This is a genomic window from Streptomyces sp. NPDC008313 (assembly GCF_042956125.1).
Lineage (GTDB): Bacteria > Actinomycetota > Actinomycetes > Streptomycetales > Streptomycetaceae > Streptomyces.
Window position 1 is genome coordinate 480409 of the sequence record NZ_JBIBFR010000001.1, and the last position, 18614, is coordinate 499022.

General features: G+C 73.9%; 18 protein-coding genes. 6 read left to right on the forward strand and 12 right to left on the reverse strand.

Features of this window, described 5'->3' with window-relative positions:
- Positions 1 to 17 precede the first annotated feature (17 nt).
- A complete protein-coding gene (locus ACFY93_RS02155) occupies positions 18 to 902 on the forward strand; it encodes an ABC transporter permease subunit (RefSeq protein ID WP_391352969.1) in 885 nt (294 codons plus the stop codon).
- A gap of 53 nt (positions 903 to 955) precedes the next feature.
- Positions 956 to 3268: a glycoside hydrolase family 3 N-terminal domain-containing protein gene (locus tag ACFY93_RS02160; RefSeq protein WP_391352792.1), complete on the forward strand. Its 2313-nt coding sequence runs from the start codon at positions 956 to 958 to the stop codon at positions 3266 to 3268.
- Positions 3269 to 3340: 72 nt separating this feature from the next.
- Here ACFY93_RS02160 and ACFY93_RS02165 read toward each other — a convergent pair whose 3' ends face one another.
- From ACFY93_RS02165 to tsaB, 4 genes are read right to left on the reverse strand one after another with little or no spacing between them, the layout of a single operon-like run.
- Positions 3341 to 3595, reverse strand: coding sequence for a hypothetical protein (locus tag ACFY93_RS02165; protein WP_391352794.1), 255 nt, complete (start codon positions 3593 to 3595; stop codon positions 3341 to 3343).
- Positions 3592 to 4710 carry a tRNA (adenosine(37)-N6)-threonylcarbamoyltransferase complex transferase subunit TsaD gene (gene tsaD / locus ACFY93_RS02170; protein ID WP_391352796.1) on the reverse strand — a complete coding sequence of 373 codons (1119 nt, stop codon included), beginning with the start codon at positions 4708 to 4710 and terminating at the stop codon, positions 3592 to 3594. The genes ACFY93_RS02165 and tsaD overlap by 4 nt, the downstream gene beginning before the upstream one ends.
- Entirely contained in the window at positions 4703 to 5179 is a 477-nt protein-coding gene (gene rimI / locus ACFY93_RS02175) for a ribosomal protein S18-alanine N-acetyltransferase (protein ID WP_391352971.1), read from the reverse strand. The genes tsaD and rimI overlap by 8 nt, the downstream gene beginning before the upstream one ends.
- A gap of 53 nt (positions 5180 to 5232) precedes the next feature.
- Positions 5233 to 5886 carry a tRNA (adenosine(37)-N6)-threonylcarbamoyltransferase complex dimerization subunit type 1 TsaB gene (tsaB, locus tag ACFY93_RS02180; RefSeq protein ID WP_391352798.1) on the reverse strand — a complete coding sequence of 218 codons (654 nt, stop codon included), beginning with the start codon at positions 5884 to 5886 and terminating at the stop codon, positions 5233 to 5235.
- Between the two features lie 135 nt (positions 5887 to 6021).
- Between tsaB and ACFY93_RS02185 the strand changes: the two genes are divergently transcribed.
- Positions 6022 to 6582, forward strand: coding sequence for a hypothetical protein (locus ACFY93_RS02185; protein ID WP_391352800.1), 561 nt, complete (start codon positions 6022 to 6024; stop codon positions 6580 to 6582).
- A gap of 27 nt (positions 6583 to 6609) precedes the next feature.
- Here ACFY93_RS02185 and ACFY93_RS02190 read toward each other — a convergent pair whose 3' ends face one another.
- The 4 genes from ACFY93_RS02190 to alr all read right to left on the reverse strand — a co-directional run bounded on the left by ACFY93_RS02190 (position 6610) and on the right by alr (position 10044).
- On the reverse strand, positions 6610 to 6819 hold the full coding sequence (locus tag ACFY93_RS02190) for a hypothetical protein (protein ID WP_391352802.1): 210 nt from the start codon (positions 6817 to 6819) through the stop codon (positions 6610 to 6612).
- 171 nt (positions 6820 to 6990) lie between these two features.
- A complete protein-coding gene (tsaE, locus tag ACFY93_RS02195; RefSeq protein WP_391352803.1) occupies positions 6991 to 7575 on the reverse strand; it encodes a tRNA (adenosine(37)-N6)-threonylcarbamoyltransferase complex ATPase subunit type 1 TsaE in 585 nt (194 codons plus the stop codon).
- The gene (locus ACFY93_RS02200) at positions 7541 to 8791 is read right to left on the reverse strand and encodes an alpha/beta fold hydrolase (RefSeq protein ID WP_391352804.1); all 1251 of its coding nucleotides are present in this window, start codon (positions 8789 to 8791) and stop codon (positions 7541 to 7543) included. The genes tsaE and ACFY93_RS02200 overlap by 35 nt, the downstream gene beginning before the upstream one ends.
- An 80-nt stretch (positions 8792 to 8871) precedes the next feature.
- Positions 8872 to 10044 (reverse strand): alanine racemase, encoded by a 1173-nt coding sequence (gene alr, locus ACFY93_RS02205; protein ID WP_391352805.1) that lies wholly within the window; start codon positions 10042 to 10044, stop codon positions 8872 to 8874.
- 310 nt (positions 10045 to 10354) lie between these two features.
- Between alr and ACFY93_RS02210 the strand changes: the two genes are divergently transcribed.
- Entirely contained in the window at positions 10355 to 12433 is a 2079-nt protein-coding gene (locus ACFY93_RS02210) for a neutral/alkaline non-lysosomal ceramidase N-terminal domain-containing protein (RefSeq protein ID WP_391352806.1), read from the forward strand.
- A gap of 67 nt (positions 12434 to 12500) precedes the next feature.
- Here ACFY93_RS02210 and ACFY93_RS02215 read toward each other — a convergent pair whose 3' ends face one another.
- From ACFY93_RS02215 to ACFY93_RS02230, 4 genes are all read right to left on the reverse strand, one after another.
- On the reverse strand, positions 12501 to 13952 hold the full coding sequence (locus ACFY93_RS02215) for an NAD(P)H-hydrate dehydratase (protein WP_391352808.1): 1452 nt from the start codon (positions 13950 to 13952) through the stop codon (positions 12501 to 12503).
- Between the two features lie 103 nt (positions 13953 to 14055).
- Positions 14056 to 14427, reverse strand: coding sequence for a holo-ACP synthase (locus ACFY93_RS02220; RefSeq protein ID WP_391352809.1), 372 nt, complete (start codon positions 14425 to 14427; stop codon positions 14056 to 14058).
- A gap of 73 nt (positions 14428 to 14500) precedes the next feature.
- Entirely contained in the window at positions 14501 to 16348 is a 1848-nt protein-coding gene (gene glmS, locus ACFY93_RS02225; protein ID WP_391352810.1) for a glutamine--fructose-6-phosphate transaminase (isomerizing), read from the reverse strand.
- A 9-nt stretch (positions 16349 to 16357) separates the two neighbouring features.
- Positions 16358 to 16651, reverse strand: coding sequence for a hypothetical protein (locus ACFY93_RS02230; protein ID WP_391352812.1), 294 nt, complete (start codon positions 16649 to 16651; stop codon positions 16358 to 16360).
- A 199-nt stretch (positions 16652 to 16850) separates the two neighbouring features.
- Between ACFY93_RS02230 and coaA the strand changes: the two genes are divergently transcribed.
- Both coaA and ACFY93_RS02240 read left to right on the forward strand, forming a co-directional pair.
- The gene (coaA, locus tag ACFY93_RS02235; protein WP_391352813.1) at positions 16851 to 17840 is read left to right on the forward strand and encodes a type I pantothenate kinase; all 990 of its coding nucleotides are present in this window, start codon (positions 16851 to 16853) and stop codon (positions 17838 to 17840) included.
- A 117-nt stretch (positions 17841 to 17957) separates the two neighbouring features.
- Positions 17958 to 18434: a hypothetical protein gene (locus tag ACFY93_RS02240; protein ID WP_391352814.1), complete on the forward strand. Its 477-nt coding sequence runs from the start codon at positions 17958 to 17960 to the stop codon at positions 18432 to 18434.
- Positions 18435 to 18614: the final 180 nt, after the last annotated feature.

An 18614-nucleotide genomic window follows, 5' to 3' on the forward strand; every position in this document is an offset into this window, starting at 1 on the left:
GAGTGTCACACGCCACACTGCGGTCGCGTCCGGTGAAGACCGGCCAGCGGCCGGGCCCCCCGGCCCCCCGCCCCCGCCGGCACTGGTCCCGGCGCGCCAACCCGGTCGCGGGCATCGCCTCGTTCCTGTGGCTGCTCGTCGTCATCGTCCCGGTGTACGCGATGCTGTCGGCCTCGCTCACCACCCAGGACAAGGCGCTCACCGCCAACCCGCTGCGGCCGCCCACGGACCCGACCCTCGACAACTACAACACCGTGCTGCACAGCGGCTTCGGGCATCTGCTCGCCAACACGTCGATCGTCGCGGCCGCCGTCGTCGCGATCGTCCTGGTTCTGGCGCTGCCCCTCGCCTACGTCGCCGTACGCGCCCGCAACCGCTGGTCGGGGCTGGCCTTCCGGATGTTCCTGCTCGGCGTCGCGATCCCGGCCCAGGCCGTCGTCGTCCCGCTCTATCTGCTGATCTCGAAACTCGACCTGTACGACAGCCTGCTCGCCGTCATCCTGCCGACCGCCGCCTTCGCGATGCCGGTCTCCGTGCTGATCCTCGTCGGCACCCTGCGGGACGTCTCGGAGGAGCTGTACGAGGCGATGGCCCTGGACGGCGCCTCCCCGCTGCGGATGATGTTCAAGCTGACCATCCCGATGGCCAAGGGCGGCATCAGCACCGTCACCATCTACGCGGCGCTGCAGGCCTGGAACGGCTTCCTCTTCCCGCTGATCTTCACCCAGTCCGACGGACCCCGTGTCCTCACCCTCGGACTCTTCAACTACGTGAGCCAGTTCGGCGTCAACATCCCCGCCCTGCTCGCCTCGGTCGTCCTCTCCGGCATCCCCATCTTCGCCGTCTACCTGGTCGCCCGGCGCGCCCTCGTCGGCGGACTGATGGGCGTCGGCGGCAAGTGAACCCGCGCCACCCGCGCACGACCACCGTGCCCCCCGAACACGACAGGAGTCCCATGAGCACCACCCCCTGGCGCGACACGTCCCTGCCCGCCGACGTCCGCGTCGAGGACCTCCTCGGCCGGATGACCCTGGAGGAGAAGACGGCCCAGCTGTACGGCATCTGGGTGGGCGCCGCCACCGACGGCGGCGGCGTCGCCCCCCACCAGCACGACATGACGGAGACCCATGCCTGGGACGAGGTGATCACCCGCGGTCTCGGCCAGATCACCCGCTCCTTCGGCACCGCCCCGGTGGAGCCGGCGCTCGGCGCGATGGCCCTGGCCCGCGCCCAGCAGCAGATCGCCGAGTCGAGCCGCTTCGGCATCCCGGCCATCGCCCACGAGGAGTGCCTCGCGGGCTTCACCGCCTGGGGCGCCACCGCGTACCCGGTGCCCCTCGCCTGGGGCGCAACCTTCGACCCGTCACTCGTCGAGGAGATGGCCCGCCGCATCGGCCACGACCTCGCCTCCGTCGGCGTCCACCAGGGTCTCGCCCCGGTCCTCGACGTCGTACGCGATCTGCGCTGGGGCCGCGTCGAGGAGACCATCGGCGAGGACCCGTACCTGGTCGGCACGATCGGCACGGCGTACGTGCGGGGCCTGGAGTCCGCCGGGATCATCGCCACCCTCAAGCACTTCGCCGGGTACGCGTCCTCGGCGGGCGCCCGCAACCTGGCGCCCGTGCGCGCGGGCGTGCGCGAGTTCGCCGACGTGACCCTGCCCCCGTTCGAGCTGGCCCTGCGCGAGGGCGGCGCCCGCTCGGTGATGGCCGCGTACAACGAGACCGACGGCGTCCCCGCGTCGGCCGACCCGGCCCTGCTGACCGGACTCCTGCGCGACCGGTGGGGCTTCACCGGCACGGTCGTCTCCGACTACTTCGGCATCGGCTTCCTGGAAACCCTCCACAAGGTCGCCGACAGCCCCGCCGGCGCGGCCCACGCCGCCCTCGCGGCCGGCATCGACGTCGAGCTCCCGACGCTGCGGTGCTACGGAGAAGCGCTGACCTCGGCCGTCCGGGCCGGGGGGATACCCGAGTCCCTGGTGGACACGGCGGCCCGCCGGGTCCTGATCCAGAAGTGCGAACTGGGCCTGCTGGACGGCGCGGCCTCCCCGGCCGCCGAGACCATCGACCTGGACTCGCGGGGCAACCGCGACCTCGCCCGCCGTATCGCGGAGGCGTCCGTCGTCCTGCTGGCCAACCCCACCGGCGCGCTCCCCCTCGCCCCGGACACGAGAATCGCCGTCGTGGGTCCCCGCTCCCACGACCCCCTGGCCATGCTCGGCTGCTACTCGTTTCCCTCGCACGTCGGCCCGAACCACCCCGACCACCCCGTCGGCATCGAGATCCCCACCCTGTGGGAGTCCCTGCGCACGGAACTCCCCGACGCGAAGCTCACCCACGCCGAGGGCTGCGACACCACCGGCGACGACACCTCCGGCTTCGCCGAGGCCGTGGCCCGCGCCACCGAGGCGGACGTCTGCGTCGCCGTCCTCGGCGACCGCGCCGGCCTCTTCGGCCGCGGCTCCTCCGGCGAGGGCTGCGACGCCGCCGACCTGAGCCTGCCCGGCGTCCAGGCGGAGCTCCTCGACGCGCTGACCGCGACCGGCACACCCGTCGTCCTCGTGCTGCTCACCGGCCGCCCGTACGCGCTCGGCCGCTGGGACGGCCGCCTCGCGGCCACCGTGCAGGCGTTCTTCCCCGGCGAGGAGGGCGGCCCGGCCGTCTCCGGCGTGCTCAGCGGCCGGGTCAACCCGTCGGGCCGGCTGCCCGTGAGCGTTCCCCGCGAGCCGGGCGGCCAGCCGTGGACGTACCTCCAGCCGCCGCTGGGCCTGGTCGGCGAGGTCAGCAATCTGGACCCGACCCCGCTGTACCCCTTCGGGCACGGCGAGTCGTACACGACGTTCGTCTGGGACGACTTCACCGCGTCCGAGGCCGAGACGGCCACGGACGGCACGCACGACATCGCTGTCACCGTCCGCAACACCGGCACGCGTGAGGGCGCCGAGGTGGTCCAGCTCTACCTGCACGACCCGGTCGCCCAGGTGACCCGGCCCGACGTCCGGCTGATCGGCTACCAGCGGCTCGAACTCGCCCCCGGCCAGGCACGGCGTGTCAGCTTCCGCTTCCACGGTGACCTCTCCGCGTTCACCGGCCGCGCCGGACACCGCGTCGTCGAGCCGGGCGCCCTGGAACTGCGGCTGGGCTACTCCAGCGCGCGGACGCTGCACACGACCCGGCTGACGCTCACCGGCCCGGAGCGGAGCGTGGGCACGGACCGCGAGCTGCTCTGCGCGGCCGAGGTCACCGAGGTGGCGCCGGCGGACTGACCCGGGGTCTTCCGTCCGGATCGGGCCCCGCGAGCCCGGCCCGGTCCGGACGAGGGGCCCCAAGGCGTCCGGTCAGCCGGAGACCGACTCGAAACGCCAGCGGTGCACGGCCCGCGTCACCAGCTCCCCGTCCGGCTCGGGGAGCTCGGGCAGCTCGGCGTCGTACGCCGCGTCCCACCAGGTGATCACCAGGACCCGGTCCTGCGGCGCGCGCAGGACCTCCCGGCGCAGGGGCCGCCCCGGCAGCTCCTGCGCACGCACCCAGTCGAGCAGGTCCCCGCCCCGTCCGGCGACGGCGCGGGCCTCCCACATCAGCGCGACGGTCACGAGTAGAGGTTCTCCTTGCTGACCTCGTGCACGTGGTCGTGGCCGTGGCCGTGCGCGTGCGCCGTGCCCGGCACGTGCGGGTCCGTGACCGGCAGCGAGGAGTCCGCCGACAGGTCCCAGTCGGAGGCGGCGCGGCCCCGGGACACCATCTCCGCGCCGAGCGCGGCGACCATCGCGCCGTTGTCCGTGCACAGCTTGGGGCGCGGCACCCGCAGCCGGATCCCGGCGGCCTCGCACCGCTCCAGGGCGAGCGCGCGCAGCCGGGAGTTGGCGGCCACACCGCCGCCGATCATCAGATGGTCGACGCCCTCGTCCTTGCAGGCGCGGACCGCCTTGCGGGTCAGCACGTCCACCACCGCCTCCTGGAAGGACGCGGAGACGTCCCGGACCGGTACGTCCTCGCCGGCCGCGCGCCTGGCCTCGATCCAGCGGGCGACGGCGGTCTTCAGCCCCGAGAAGGAGAAGTCGTACGCGGCGTCGCGCGGCCCGGTGAGCCCGCGCGGGAACGCGATCGCGTTCGGGTCGCCCTCCTTCGCGTACCGGTCGATGACCGGGCCGCCGGGGAAGCCGAGGTTCAGCACGCGGGCCACCTTGTCGAAGGCCTCGCCGGCCGCGTCGTCGATGGTCGCGCCCATCGGCCGCACGTCGGAGGTGATGTCCGTCGACAGCAGCAGCGAGGAGTGGCCGCCGGAGACGAGCAGCGCCATCGTCGGCTCGGGCAGCGCGCCGTGCTCCAGCTGGTCCACACAGATGTGCGAGGCCAGATGGTTGACGCCGTACAGCGGCTTGCCGAGGGCGTACGCGTACGCCTTCGCGGCCGAGACACCGACGAGGAGCGCCCCCGCGAGCCCGGGACCGGCGGTCACGGCGATCCCGTCGAGGTCGCGGGCGCTGACCCCGGCCTCCTTGAGGGCACGCTCGATGGTGGGGACCATCGCCTCCAGGTGGGCGCGGCTGGCGACCTCCGGGACGACACCGCCGAAGCGGGCGTGCTCGTCGACGCTGGACGCGATCGCGTCCGCGAGCAGGGTGGTGCCCCGGACGATGCCGACACCGGTCTCGTCGCAGGAGGTCTCGATGCCCAGTACGAGAGGCTCGTCGCGGGAGTCAGCCATGGATCTCGGTTCCTTGTACGGAGGCGGAGGGGTCTTGGAGGCGCATCACCAGGGCGTCGATGTTCCCCGGCTGGTAGTAGCCGCGGCGGAAGCCGATGGGCTCGAAGCCGAAGCGCTCGTACAGCTTCTGGGCGCGGACGTTGTCGACCCGGCACTCGAGCATCACCTCGGCGCACTCGAACGCGGTCGCCGCGCGCAGCAGCTCCGTCAGCAGCCGCGCGCCGAGCCCGGTTCCCCACTGGCCGCGGGCGACGGCGATGGTCTGCACGTCGCCGATGTCACCGGCGGCGGCGAGGCCGCCGTAGGCGACGATCCGGTGCCCGGGGGACTCGGCGACGACGTACCGGCGGGTCGCCTCGGGGCCGCGGGCGTGGGCGAGCTCGGACCAGAACATCCCCCGGGACCAGGCGTCCTCGGGGAAGAGGTCCTTCTCCAGCTCCAGTACGGGATCGATGTCCCACCAGCGCATCTCGCGCAGCACGGGCTCGGCCGGGGGCGCCGCGGGATCGGTCGGGGGCTCCGTCACTTGGGGGTGACCACCTTGTAGTTCTTCGGGACCTGCGCGTCGGGCCTGCGCAGGTAGAGCGGCCGGGGCGCGGGCAGTTCCTCGCCGGCGGCGAGGCGCTCGGCGGCCAGGGAGGCCAGCGCGCCCGCCGAGACGTGCTCGGGGTCGCGGGCGTCGCGGAAGGTGCCGGGGTAGAGCAGCGCGCCGGCGCCGACGGCCGGCAGGGCGGTGACGTCGGCGGGCAGTTCGGCCGGGCGGTCCACGGCGGGTTCGGTGACGCGCGTACGGGCGTTGTCGTAGCGCGCCCAGTAGACCTCCTTGCGCCGCGCGTCCGTGGCGACGACGAAGGGTTCGTCGAGACCCGAGGCGTGGGCGAGGCCGTCGAGGGTGCACAGGCCGTGCACGGGCACCCCGAGGGCGAGACCGAAGGTGTCGGCGGTCATCAGGCCGACGCGCAGCCCGGTGTACGGGCCGGGGCCGACGCCGACGACGACGCCGGTGACGGCGTCGAGGCGGGTGCCGGCCTCGGCGAGCACCCGGTCGACGGCGGGCAGCAGCAGTTCCCCGTGCCGGCGCGCGTCCACCTGGCTCGACTCGGCGACGACGGACGTGCCGTCGTGCAGGGCGACGGTGACGGCGGGGGTGGCGGTATCCAGAGCGAGCAAGAGCACGCGAACAGCCTACGGCTCCCGCGCCCGGGGCACGGCCGCCCCGGGCGGTACGACGGCGGCTGCTACGGTCACGGAGCAGAGGTTCCGCGACCTCACGGGGTCCGCGGAAATGGGCACGAAAGGTGGACACACAAGGTGGCTAGGAGCAGCTCGGGAATCGTGGCCGGGCTCACCGCGGCGGCCGTCGCCGCAGTCGGCTTCCTCGCCTACCAGGCGTCGGCCAGCGCGCCCGACGACCTCGGCAAGCCGCACGCCCCGTCGTCCGGGAGCACCGTGGCGCCGAAGGCTCCCAAGGACAAGGGGAAGGCCGGCCCGAAGGCGCTGCCCGACGGGTCGGGCAGCGGTGAGCGGGTCGTCTACTCGCTGTCCGCCGACCGCGTCTGGCTGGTCGGCGCGGACGGCGCGGTGGACCGCACGTTCAAGGTGACGCCGGGCACGGTCGACCCCGCCCCCGCCTCGTACACGGTGACCTCCCGCTCCAACTCCGTCACCGGCTCCGACGGCAACCCGGTCGAGCACGTGGTCCGCTTCGCCACCACCGACGGCGTCTCCATCGGCTTCAGCGCCGCGGTCGACGGCTCCACCCCGCCGCCGGACTCGACGAAGAAGCTGGGCGGCATCCGCGAGTCCCGCAAGAACGGCGCCGCGATGTGGGGCTTCGCCACGATCGGCAAGAAGGTCGTCGTCACCGGCTAGGCGTATTGACCTGAGCCGCGGGGTTGTTCACGCGGCCTCGCGGCGCTGCCGTGCCGTGGGCGCCGCCGCGGTCCGGGGGGTCCCGGGGCCCGGCCGGCCGGCCGCCGTGCGCTCGACGCCCGGCGGGGGCGGGGGCGTGGAGAGGGCGGCGGCCGCCGCGCACGACGCCAGAAGCTCCCGCATCGGCACTCCGGACACCACGCGCCGCGGCGCCTCGTCTCGTTCTGAAGCCGGCATGGACGCCTCCTGGGGCCGCGGGGGCAAGCGTGGTTAGGTAGACCTAACTACGAGCTGGCATCCATGTGACCACGCCCGGCGCACCGAAAGCAACACGTTGCCGACGACTTGTCGGAACGTTCACCGCACCGGAACCGTCAGCGGCCCGGCGTGCCCACGGCACCGGAACCGTCAGCGGTCCAGCGCGCCCAGGTCCGCCGCAGTCCAGCGGTCGCCGTGCCCGGTCAGCGTGACGTGGCGGACCTCGTCCGTCGTGTCGCCGACCGCGCGGTGGATGACCACGTGCAGCCGGTCGTCGGTCAGGTCCTCGACCTTGCCCTCGCCCCACTCGACGACGACGACCGAGTCGGGCAGCGAGACGTCGAGGTCGAGGTCCTCCATCTCGTCCAGCCCGCCGCCGAGGCGGTACGCGTCCACGTGGACCAGGGGCGGCCCCTGGCCGAGGGACGGGTGCACGCGGGCGATGACGAACGTCGGTGACGTGACCGCCCCGCGCACGCCCAGGCCCTCGCCTAGGCCGCGCGTGAGCGTCGTCTTGCCGGCGCCGAGCTCGCCGTTGAGCATCACGAGGTCGCCGGCGCGCAGCAGCCCGGCCAGCCGGAGGCCCAGCTCCCGCATCCGCTCGGGCGAGTCGACGGTGATCTGTGCGCTGTCCCCGGCGGCCGGCCCTGTCACTCCGGTGGTTCCGGTCGCCTCGGTGGCCCCGGTGGGTCCGGTCGGCTCAGCCGGGTCGCGCGGTGCTGCTGGTGCTTCCATAGCCACCCACGGTAGTGCCTGCCGGGACCGCGCCGACCCGGGTGAGGAGGTCGGCGAGACGGTCCGTGACCACCTCGGGGTGCTCCAGCATCACCAGGTGCCCGGCGTCCGGTACGAGCACCAGTTCCGCGTCCGGCAGCAGGCCGGCGATCGCCTCGCTGTGCTCGCTGGGCGTCACCAGGTCCTTGACCCCGGCCAGGACGAGCACCGGCAGCCCCACGAAGCGGCCCAGTGCCTCGGTCTTGTCGTGCTCGGTGAACGCCGGGTAGAACTCGGCGACCACGTCGATCGGCGTCCCCTCGATCATCCGCTCGGCGAATCGCTCGATCGCGGGATCGACGTCCCTCGACGCGAACGAGTACCGCTTGACGACCCCCGCGAACAGATCGGCCGTCGCCCGCCGCCCCCGCTCCACCAGCTCCGCCCGCCGGCCGAGCGCGTTCAGCACACCGGGGAGCACCCGCCGCACCGCGTTGACCCCGGCGACGGGCAACCCGAAGTTGACCTCGCCGAGCCGCCCCGAGGACGTACCGACGAGAGCGACACCGACGACCCGGTCGCGGATCAGCTCCGGATACGCGTCGGCGAGGGCCATGACCGTCATGCCGCCCATGGAGTGGCCGACCAGCACGACGGGACCCTCGGGCACCGCCGCGTCGATGACCGCCTTCAGATCGCTGCCCAGCTCGTCGATGGAGACCGGCGTGCCCTCGCGCAGCTGGTCCACGCCCCGCCCGGAGCGGCCGTGACTGCGCTGGTCCCAGTGGACCGTGCGGACGACGCCCCGCAGCGCGGCCCGCTGGAAGTGCCAGGAGTCCTGGCTGAGGCAGTAGCCGTGGCTGAAGACGACGGTGACCGGGGCGGGCGCCTTGCGGCCGAACAGCCGGCGGCGGCGCGTGGCGAGCTTGGCGTCCGCCTCGACCTCGTCGACCTCGTAGTACAGCTCGGTGCCGTCGGCCGCGTACGCCTTGCCGGGGGTGCCCCGCAGCGCTCCGTACGGACCGGTCGCGTCGAGGGCGAGCCGGGCCCTGCGCCGCATGCCCCGGCCGACGGTGAGCCGCTCCAGCGCGACACCGGCGGCGGCGCCCGCGGCGACCACGCCTATCGTCGCGCCCGCGAGACCGGCCCTGCGCCAGTTGCCCGGGGAGGCGGCCGAGACGACGGCGGCCGCCGCGTCCGCGACGGCCTCCACGGCGTCCGCGCTGCTCTCGCTCACGTACGGCTCCTCCTCACCGGATCCCGGCCCTCCGGGCCTGCCCTGCGCCTGTGCCTACTCCTGTGCCCACGGTGCCCCGGCTACCCGCTGTTACCCGTGCCGTCGCCGGTGTCACTCGTGTCGACGTGCACGCGGGGCACGCGGGTTCCGATGCGGGTGACGATCTCGTACGCGATCGTGCCCGTCGCCCGGGCCCAGTCCTCGGCGGTCGGCTCCCCCCGGTCGCCGGGTCCGAACAGGACCGCCTCGGCGCCGGCCGGGGGCTCGTCCCCGCCGAGGTCGACGACGAACTGGTCCATGGCGATCCGGCCGGCGGCCGTGCGCAGCTTGCCGCCGACCAGCACCGGGCCGGTGCCGGAGGCGTGGCGCGGGATGCCGTCCGCGTAACCGACCGGAATCAGGCCGAGGGTCGTGTCGCCGGGGGTGACGTAGTGGTGCCCGTAGCTGACGCCGTGGCCGCCGGGGACGTGCTTCACCAGGGCGAGGGACGCGCTCAGTGTCATCACCGGGCGCAGTCCGAGGTCCGCCGGGGTGCCGATCTCCGGGCTCGGCGAGATGCCGTACATCGCGATGCCCGTACGGACGAGGTCGAAGTGGCTCCCGGGCAGGGTCAGCGTGGCTGGCGAGTTGGCGATGTGCCGCACCTCCGGGCGCACGCCCCGCTGCTCCGCGTACGCCACCATCTCGCGGAAGCGGGCCAGCTGCGCCTCGATCGAGGGGTGGCCCGGCTCGTCGGCGCAGGCGAAGTGCGACCAGAGGCCGGTCACCCGGACCAGGCCCTCCCGCTCGGCGCGCAGGGCCTCACCGACCAGCTCGGCCCAGTCGGCGGGCTGGCAGCCGTTGCGGCCGAGGCCGGTGTCCGCCTTCAGCTGCACCCGGGCCGGGCGACCCGCCTCCCGGGCACCCCGGACGGCCTCCCGCAGCGCCCACAGTCCGCTGATCCCCACGTCGATACCGGCCTCGACGGCCTCCCGCCACGGACCGCCGGGGACCCACAGCCAGCACATGACGCGGCCCGGCAGACCCGCCGCGCGCAGGGCCAGGGCCTCCTCGGGCGTGGCACAGCCGAGCCAGGTCGCGCCCGCCTCGAGAGCCGCGCGGGCGCACGGAACAGCCCCGTGGCCGTACGCCTCGGACTTGACCACGGCCATCAGGGCCGCGCCGGGCGCGTGGGCGCGCAGGGTCCGTACGTTGGCGCGCAGGGCGGCCAGGTCGATCTCGGCGCGGGCGCGCAGGGGTGCTGTCTCGTTCATCGCGCCCTCAGTGTCTCAGAGAGCCGCGGCACCCGGACCGGCCGTGACCGCTGCCACGGACGCCGTCCGACGGGGCCAGAGGCGCCGGGCGGCGGGGCCCCGGCGTCCGTCGGCGGGGACCACGGCACCCGTCGGCGGGGCCCGCGGTAGCCGGCCGGCCGTGCTCCCCGTCGGCCGTCGGCGGTGCAGAACCCTTGCGACGGCCTCGGCGGGCGGTGTAGCAATGGCGCTGCACCGAACCTGAATTTTATTCAAGTTCGACTGGAGCACTGCGCGTTCGTCACCCCCCACCCCTGTCGAGGAGCTGCAGATGTCCGCGGAACCCCCCGTTCGCAGTCGGCGCACCGTCCTGAGGGCGGGAGCCCTCACCGGCCTGGGGCTGGCGGTCGCCCCGCCGGCCGTCCGCGCCGCGGCGGCCGCCACCGGCACGCCGTCCGCGGACGGCGGCTCCGGCTATCTCGTCGGCCGGGGCGTCGCCGACGCCACCGGCGAGGTGGCCGAGGTCGGCATGATGGGCTACGGCCGCTTCGACCAGCAGGCCGCCGGGCTGCACACCCGGCTGCGGGCCCGCGGCTTCGTCGTGGTGGACCGGGGCAGCGGCCGGCGCGTGCTGCTGATCGTCGCGGACTCACCGATGATCTTCGAGAGCGTGCACCAGGCCGTGCTGCGGCGGCTCGCCGACCGGTACGGCGACCTCTACACCGAGCAGAACGTGCTGATCACCGCCACGCACACGCACGCCGGCCCCGGCGGCTACTCGCACCACCTGCTCTACAACGCGACCACCTTCGGCTTCCACCGCAAGACCTTCGAGGCCGTGGCCGACGGTCTCTTCGAGGCCGCCCGGCGCGCCCACGACGACCTGGCGCCGTCCGAACTGGTCCTCAGCCACGGGACGCTGACCGGCGCGAGCGCCAACCGCTCCCGGGTCGCGTTCGAGCGCAACCCACGGGCCGACCGCGACCACTTCCCGGACGCCGTGGACCCGCACACCACCCTTCTGCGGATCGAGCGGGCGGGCCGGGCGGTCGGCGCCGTCAACTGGTTCCCGGTGCACGGCACGAGCATGTCCGGCGACAACCGGCTGATCAGCGCCGACAACAAGGGCTTCGCCGCCTACCACTGGGAGCGCGAGGTCCACGGCGTCGACTACCTGGCCGACGGCTCCCCCTCCTTCGTCTCCGCGTTCGCCCAGACCAACAGCGGCGACATGTCCCCCAACCTCGACCTGAAGCCGCCCACCACCCCCGGGGACTTCGGCCACACCCACGCGAGCGGGCTCAAGCAGTTCGAGGCCGCCGCCGCGCAACTGGACCAGGAGGGCGCACGGCTGTCCGGGCCGGTGGACTCCCGGCTGGTCTACATCGACCTCTCCGACGTCACGGTCCGGCCCGAGTTCACCGGCGACGGGAAGACCCACAAGACCTCCAAGCCGTGCATCGGCGCCTCCATGGCCGCAGGAAGCGTGGAGGACGGGCCGGCCTTCCCCGGCTTCGAGGAGGGCGAGAACCCCTTCTGGGACGCCGTCTCCGACTCCGTCATCTACAAGGCCTCCCCGGAGCTGAAGGAGGCCCAGGCACCGAAGGACATCTTCGTGCCCATCGGGGAGATGAACCGGATCTACCCCTGGGTGCAGGAGCAGGTGCCGGTGATGCTGGTGCGCATCGGCTCGCTGTACCTCATCGGCATCCCGGGCGAGGTCACCATCTGCGCGGGACTGCGGCTGCGGCGCACGGTCGCCGGGATCGTCGGCGCGGACCTCGACGACGTGCTGGTCGCCGGGTACGCCAACTCCTACTTCCACTACCTGACGACGCCCGAGGAGTACGACGCGCAGCAGTACGAGGGCGGCAGCACCCTCTTCGGCCGCTGGCAGCTCCCGGCGCTGCAGCAGACCGCGGCGGGCCTGGCGACCGCGCTGCGGGACGGCACGCACCCGCCGCTCGGCCCCGAGGCACCGGACCTGTCCGGCAAGGTCCTCTCCCTGCAGCCGGGGGTGGTGCTGGACGCGCCGCCCTCCTTCAAGTCCTTCGGGGACGTGCTGGTCAAGCCGCTGGGCACCTACAGCGCCGGTGACCAGGCAGTCGTCGCCTTCGCGGGCGCCCACCCCGGCAACGACCTCCACCGCGGCGAGACCTACCTGGAGATCCAGCGCAGGGCCACCGACGGCACCGGCGCCTGGCAGCGGGTCGCGGACGACGGCGACTGGGCGACGAAGTTCCACTGGGAGCGGGACGGCGTCGCCGCCTCCAGGATCACCATCACCTGGGACATCCCCCGGGGCACGCCCTCCGGCGTCTACCGGATCGTGTACCACGGCGACGCGAGGAACCTCCTGGGCACGGTCACCCCGATCACGGGCACCTCGCCGACGTTCACGGTGCGGTAGGCCGGGGCGGGGCACGCTCCGGACGGGGCGCGGGGTCAGGACCGTACGGCGCACGGCGGTTCGTCGGTCAGGCTCCGACGTCCCGCCACGCCGCCGGGATCAGGGCGGCCACGTCGTGCGCGCCCACCGGTGCCCCGTCGGCCGCGAAGCGGCCCGCGAGGCCGTGCAGGTAGGCGCCCGCGCTGCCCGCGTCGAGGGCGGACAGTCCGGCGGCGAGCAGCGAACCGGCCAGCCCGGAGAGCACGTCGCCGCTGCCCGCGGTGGCGAGCCAGGGGGTGCCGGTGGGGTTGACGCGCACGGCGCCGCCGCCGTCGGCCGCCACCAGCGTGGTGGAGCCCTTGAGCAGGACGGTCGCCCCGTAGCGCGCGGCCAGTTCGCGGACGGCGTCGAGCCGCGCCGCCTCGACCTCCTCGCGGGCCGTGCCGAGCAGCGCGGCGGCCTCACCCGCGTGCGGGGTCATGAGGGTGGGCGCCGTACGGGCGCGTACGGCGTCGCGGTCGGCGAGGCGCAGCCCGTCCGCGTCGACGAGGACGGGCACGTCGGCCGCGAGGACCTCGGCGACGGTCTTGGCGTCGTCCCCGGCGCCGGGCCCCACGACCCACGCCTGGACGCGCCCCGCGCGGGCGGGGCCCTGGTCGGATACCAGCGTCTCCGGGAAGCGGGCGAGGACGGCGTCCCCGGCGGGCCCGACGTACCGCACGGCACCGGCGCCGCCGCGCAGCGCGCCGGACACGGCGAGGACGGCCGCGCCGGGGTAGCGGGCGGATCCGGCGGCGATACCGACGACACCGCGCCGGTACTTGTCGCTCTCGGCCGCGGGGGACGGCAGCAGGGCGGCGACGTCGGCGTGCTGCAGGGCCTCCAGCGCGGGTGTGCCGGGCAGGCTCAGCCCGATGCCGACGAGCCGCACCGACCCGGCGTACTCGCGCGCGGGGTCGACGAGCAGGCCCGGCTTGTGGGTGCCGAAGGTGACGGTGAGGTCGGCGCGGATCGCGGTGCCGCGGACCTCGCCGGTGTCCGCGTCGACGCCGCTCGGCAGGTCGACGGCGGCCACGGCGGCACGGGACCGGGCCACCGCCTCGGCCAACGGCACGGCGTCGCCGCGCAGTCCCCCCTTCCCCCCGATCCCGACGATCCCGTCCACGACGAGGTCGGCCCGCCCCACCAGTTCCCCGGCCCGCTCGGGCAGCCCGCCGCCCTCGCCGGCTCCGGCCGCGGTCCCGCCCGCTCTCCGCAGGGCGGCGAGGCCGCCGGGGTGGGCGCGGTCCGGGGTGAGCAGCAGTGCCGTGACGCCCGCGCCACGGCGGGCGAGGGCGGCTCCGGCGTACAGGGCGTCCCCGCCGTTGTCGCCGCTGCCGACCAGCAGCACGACCCGGCTTCCGTACACCCGGCCAAGCAACCCCGCGCAGGCCGCCGCCAGTCCGGCGGCGGCACGCGCCATCAGCGCCCCCTCGGGCAGTCCCGCCATCAGTTCACGCTCGGCGGCCCGTACGGTCTCCACGCAGTACGCAGTACGCATATCCCGAGTGTCTCCCCGGCCCCGGCGCCCCACACCCGCGCCCCGGCCCCGGCCGGCGAGGTCCGCCGCGCGCCGTTCGGCCCTCAGCGCCGCCCGAGGCCCCTCACCCCTCCGCCACCACCACGGCCGACGCCACCCCGGCGTCGTGGCTCAGGGAGACGTGCCAGGAGCGGACGCCCAGGTCGGCGGCGCGCGCGGCGACCGTGCCGCGCACGCGCAGCCGGGGGCGGCCGCTGTCCTCGACGTAGATCTCCGCGTCGGTCCAGTACAGGCCCGCCGGGGCGCCCAGCGCCTTGGCGAGGGCCTCCTTCGCCGCGAAACGCGCGGCGAGCGACGCGATGCCGCGCCGCTCGCCGTTCGGCAGCAGCAGCTCGCTGTCGAGGAAGAGGCGCGAGGCCAGCGCGGGCGTCCGCTCCAGCGAGGCGGCGAACCGCTCGATCTCGGCCACGTCGATGCCTACCCCGATGATGCTCATGCCCGCACCCTAGCCAGGGCCTCCGTCCGGGCCGTGCCGCCCTCGCGCACCGGCCCCCGCCCGCGAGGGCCGCTCACTCCACCGTCACAGACTTCGCCAGGTTCCGCGGCTGGTCGACCTCGTTGCCGCGGGCCGTCGCCAGCTCGCAGGCGAAGACCTGGAGCGGGACCGTGGCCACCAGCGGCTGGAGCAGCGTGGGCGTGGCCGGGATGCGGATCAGGTGGTCGGCGTACGGGACGACCGCCTCGTCGCCGTCCTCGGCGATGACGATCGTGCGCGCGCCCCGGGCCCGGATTTCCTGGATGTTGGACACGATCTTGTCGTGCAGGACGGACCGGCCGCGCGGGGAGGGCACGACCACGACGACCGGCAGGTCGTCGTCGATCAGCGCGATCGGCCCGTGCTTCAGCTCGCCCGCCGCGAAGCCCTCGGCGTGCATGTAGGCGAGTTCCTTCAGCTTCAGCGCGCCCTCCAGGGCGACCGGGTAGCCGACGTGCCGGCCGAGGAACAGCACCGTGTTCTTGCCGGCGAGCGAGCGCGCCAGCTCCCGGACCGGTTCCATCGTCTCCAGGACCCGCTCGACCGCCCCGGAGACCTTCGCCAGGTCCCGTACGACGGCGCGGATCTCGTCGGCCCACTTGGTGCCGCGCACCTGGCCCAGGTACAGGGCCACCAGATAGCAGGCGACGAGCTGGGTCAGGAACGCCTTGGTGGACGCGACGGCGACCTCCGGCCCGGCGTGCGTGTAGAGCACCGCGTCCGACTCGCGCGGGATCGTGGAGCCGTTGGTGTTGCAGATCGCCAGCACCTTGGAGCCCTGCTCGCGGGCGTGCCGCAGCGCCATCAGCGTGTCCATGGTCTCGCCGGACTGCGAGATCGCGATGACCAGGGAGCGCGGGCCGAGGATCGGGTCCCGGTAGCGGAACTCGCTCGCCAGCTCGACCTCGCACGGGATCCGCGTCCAGTGCTCGATGGCGTACTTGGCGATCATCCCGGCGTGGAAGGCCGTACCGCAGGCGACGATCACGACCTTGTCGGTCTCGCGCAGTTCGGACGCCGCGATGCGCACCTCGTCGAGCCTCAGCGAACCGGCGGCGTCGATCCTGCCGAGCAGGGTGTCGGCGACGGCCTTGGGCTGCTCGGCGATCTCCTTGAGCATGAAGTAGTCGTAGCCGCCCTTCTCCGCGGCCGAGGCGTCCCAGTCGACGTGGTACGTGCGCACGTCGGCGGGGAGCCCGTCGAAGCCGGTGACGCTCACCCCGTCCCGGCGCAGCTCCACCACCTGGTCCTGGCCCAGCTCGATCGCCGAGCGGGTGTGGGCGATGAACGCGGCGACGTCCGAGGCGAGGAAGGCCTCGCCCTCCCCTACGCCGACCACGAGCGGTGAGTTGCGGCGCGCGCCCACCACCCGGTCCGGCTCGTCGGCGTGCACCGCGACCAGCGTGAACGCGCCCTCCAGGCGCCTGCACACCAGCCGCATCGCCTCGGCCAGGTCCGCGCAGACGGAGAACTCCTCGGCGAGCAGATGCGCGACGACCTCGGTGTCCGTGTCGGAGGCGAGGTCGTGGCCCCGCTCGGACAGCTCCTCCCGCAGCGCGGCGAAGTTCTCGATGATGCCGTTGTGGACGACGGCGACCCGCCCGGCGTTGTCGAGGTGGGGGTGCGCGTTGGCGTCGGTGGGGCCGCCGTGGGTGGCCCACCGCGTGTGTCCGACGGCGGTCGAACCGGCCGGCAGCGGCCGCTCGTGCAGTTCCTTCTCCAGGTTCACGAGCTTGCCGGCCCGCTTCGCGGCGGCCAGCCCCCCGTCCGCCTGGACGGCGACGCCCGCCGAGTCGTATCCCCGGTACTCCAGCCGCTTCAGCCCGGCCATCACGACGTCCAGCGCCGACTGCGGCCCCACGTATCCCACGATTCCGCACATGGCGGCAGCCTAAGGGCTGCCCCGCCGCCCGCCGGGGTCACGCGCCCGACCGGCCGATCGCTGGGGCCGCTGTCCGCGCGCGATCCGGTCGATGGCGTCCTGCACCATCCCGAGGTACTCGGCCTCCTCGCACCGCGGCTTGCTGCCCATCTCGTACAGGGCGAGGCAGTCGTCGAGGTCCTCCCCCACGTCCTCGTCCGGCAGGTCGGCCGCGAGTTCGCTGCAGATCCGGCCGGCGAGGTCGGAAGGGGCCTGGGCCGGTCTGCGGCGGCCGAAGGGGCGCAAGTGCACGGCGATCGTCATCCCAACCCCCCGTCGGGTCCGGGCAGGCGGCTCGCTCCCGGATCCCGGGAACGTATCCCCGATGGGGGTGCCGGTCCATACCCGGCGCACAGGAAGCACCGCGCGAGCGTGACGACGAACAGATCTGCGCCATGTCCGCGACAGCCCGGCGTGACGGACCCCACCCGCCACGCGGGCCGAATCCCCGTAACAATGGACTGTGATCTCTCCGGTCTCCTCGTTGCCGCGGAGCGCCCACCGGTCCAGGCCGGAGGCAACTCCCTACGTCGACCTCACCCGCACCGAGTGGAGCGCGCTGCGCGACAAGACGCCGCTCCCCCTGACCGCCGAGGAGGTCGAGAAGCTGCGCGGCCTGGGCGACGTCATCGACCTCGACGAGGTGCGGGACATCTATCTGCCGCTGTCCAGACTGCTCAATCTCTACGTCGGCGCCACCGACCGCCTGCGGGGCGCGCTGAACACCTTCCTCGGCGAGAAGGGTTCGCAGTCCGGCACCCCGTTCGTCATAGGCGTCGCCGGCTCCGTCGCCGTCGGCAAGTCGACGGTGGCCCGGCTCCTCCAGGCGCTGCTGGCCCGCTGGCCCGAGCACCCCCGGGTCGAACTGGTCACCACCGACGGGTTCCTGCTGCCGATGCGCGAGCTGAGGGAGCGCGGCCTGGTCTCCCGCAAGGGCTTCCCGGAGTCGTACGACCGCCGGGCGCTGACCCGGTTCGTCGCCGACATCAAGGCGGGCAAGGGCGAGGTCACCGCGCCCGTCTACTCGCACCTCATCTACGACATCGTGCCCGACCGGAAGCTCGTCGTCCGCCGCCCCGACATCCTGATCGTCGAGGGTCTGAACGTGCTGCAGCCCGCCCTGCCCGGCAAGGACGGCCGCACCCGCGTCGGACTCGCCGACTACTTCGACTTCAGCGTGTACGTGGACGCCCGCGCCGAGGACATCGAGGGCTGGTACCTGAACCGCTTCCGCAAGCTGCGCGAGACCGCGTTCCAGAACCCGTCCTCGTACTTCCGCAAGTACACCCAGGTCTCCGAGGAGGAGGCCCTCGACTACGCGCGCACGACCTGGCGCACCATCAACCGGCCGAACCTGCTGGAGAACGTGGCCCCGACCCGCGGCCGGGCGACCCTCGTCGTGCGCAAGGACGCGGACCACAAAGTGCAGCGACTGAGCCTGCGCAAACTCTGACCTCCTCCATTACACCCGAATGGCCCTGCCCTCCGCTCGTGACCGCTACGGCGCGCGTTCGTTTATTCACTATGAGTAACCACCCCTGTGCACGCGAGCGAAGGGCCCCACATCCCCATGCACAAGCTTCAGCAGATCGCCGTCGTCACGGCCGCCGCGGTCGGCAGCCTGGTCACCCTCGGCGCCGGTGTCAGCGCCGCCGACACCCCCGGCGCCCCGGTGGCCACCCAGCCGCAGATGGCCGCGCAGCCCCAGATGGCCGCGCAGCCGCAGGCGCCGGCTCCCCAGCAGTACGGCCAGAGCCAGATGGTGGCCCAACCGCAGCCCGCCCCGCAGATGGTGGCCCCGGCCCCGCAGGCCGCGCCCCAGCCGGCTCCGCAGATGGCCGCCCCGGCGCCGCAGATGGCCGCCCCGCAGGCCGCGCCCGCCGCCGCGCCCCGCAGCGCGCCGGAGGAGCAGAACAACATCTACCGCCCGTACCAGGAGTGCAGCCCGCAGACGGTGATCGAGGCCAACATCCCGATCGCCCTGCTCGCCAACGCCGACACCAAGGGCGACACCTGCAACCAGGTCAACCCCGCCTTCAACGAGTAGGAGCGCACACCGCCGGACACGGCACACGCGGGCTCTTCGGAAGACTGCCTTCCGAAGAGCCCGCCCCTTTTGCCCCGCATTCGATCGAGTGGTCCGCGACCGGACCCCGAGCCCGCACGAGCCCGTCGCCCCTTGCACGCGAGGCCCCGCACCCCTCGCACCGGTTCAGCCGGATGGCCC

Excerpts from the sequence above, each read along its gene's own strand:
- ACFY93_RS02160 (WP_391352792.1), top strand. The coding sequence starts at position 956 with ATGAGCACCACCCCCTGGCGCGACACGTCCCTGCCCGCCGACGTCCGC.
- tsaD (WP_391352796.1), bottom strand. The coding sequence starts at position 4,710 with ATGGCTGACTCCCGCGACGAGCCTCTCGTACTGGGCATCGAGACCTCC.
- rimI (WP_391352971.1), bottom strand. The coding sequence starts at position 5,179 with ATGCGCTGGTGGGACATCGATCCCGTACTGGAGCTGGAGAAGGACCTC.
- ACFY93_RS02190 (WP_391352802.1), bottom strand. The coding sequence starts at position 6,819 with ATGCCGGCTTCAGAACGAGACGAGGCGCCGCGGCGCGTGGTGTCCGGA.
- tsaE (WP_391352803.1), bottom strand. The coding sequence starts at position 7,575 with ATGGAAGCACCAGCAGCACCGCGCGACCCGGCTGAGCCGACCGGACCC.
- alr (WP_391352805.1), bottom strand. The coding sequence starts at position 10,044 with ATGAACGAGACAGCACCCCTGCGCGCCCGCGCCGAGATCGACCTGGCC.
- ACFY93_RS02210 (WP_391352806.1), top strand. The coding sequence starts at position 10,355 with ATGTCCGCGGAACCCCCCGTTCGCAGTCGGCGCACCGTCCTGAGGGCG.
- ACFY93_RS02215 (WP_391352808.1), bottom strand. The coding sequence starts at position 13,952 with ATGCGTACTGCGTACTGCGTGGAGACCGTACGGGCCGCCGAGCGTGAA.
- ACFY93_RS02220 (WP_391352809.1), bottom strand. The coding sequence starts at position 14,427 with ATGAGCATCATCGGGGTAGGCATCGACGTGGCCGAGATCGAGCGGTTC.
- glmS (WP_391352810.1), bottom strand. The coding sequence starts at position 16,348 with ATGTGCGGAATCGTGGGATACGTGGGGCCGCAGTCGGCGCTGGACGTC.
- ACFY93_RS02230 (WP_391352812.1), bottom strand. The coding sequence starts at position 16,651 with ATGACGATCGCCGTGCACTTGCGCCCCTTCGGCCGCCGCAGACCGGCC.
- ACFY93_RS02240 (WP_391352814.1), top strand. The coding sequence starts at position 17,958 with ATGCACAAGCTTCAGCAGATCGCCGTCGTCACGGCCGCCGCGGTCGGC.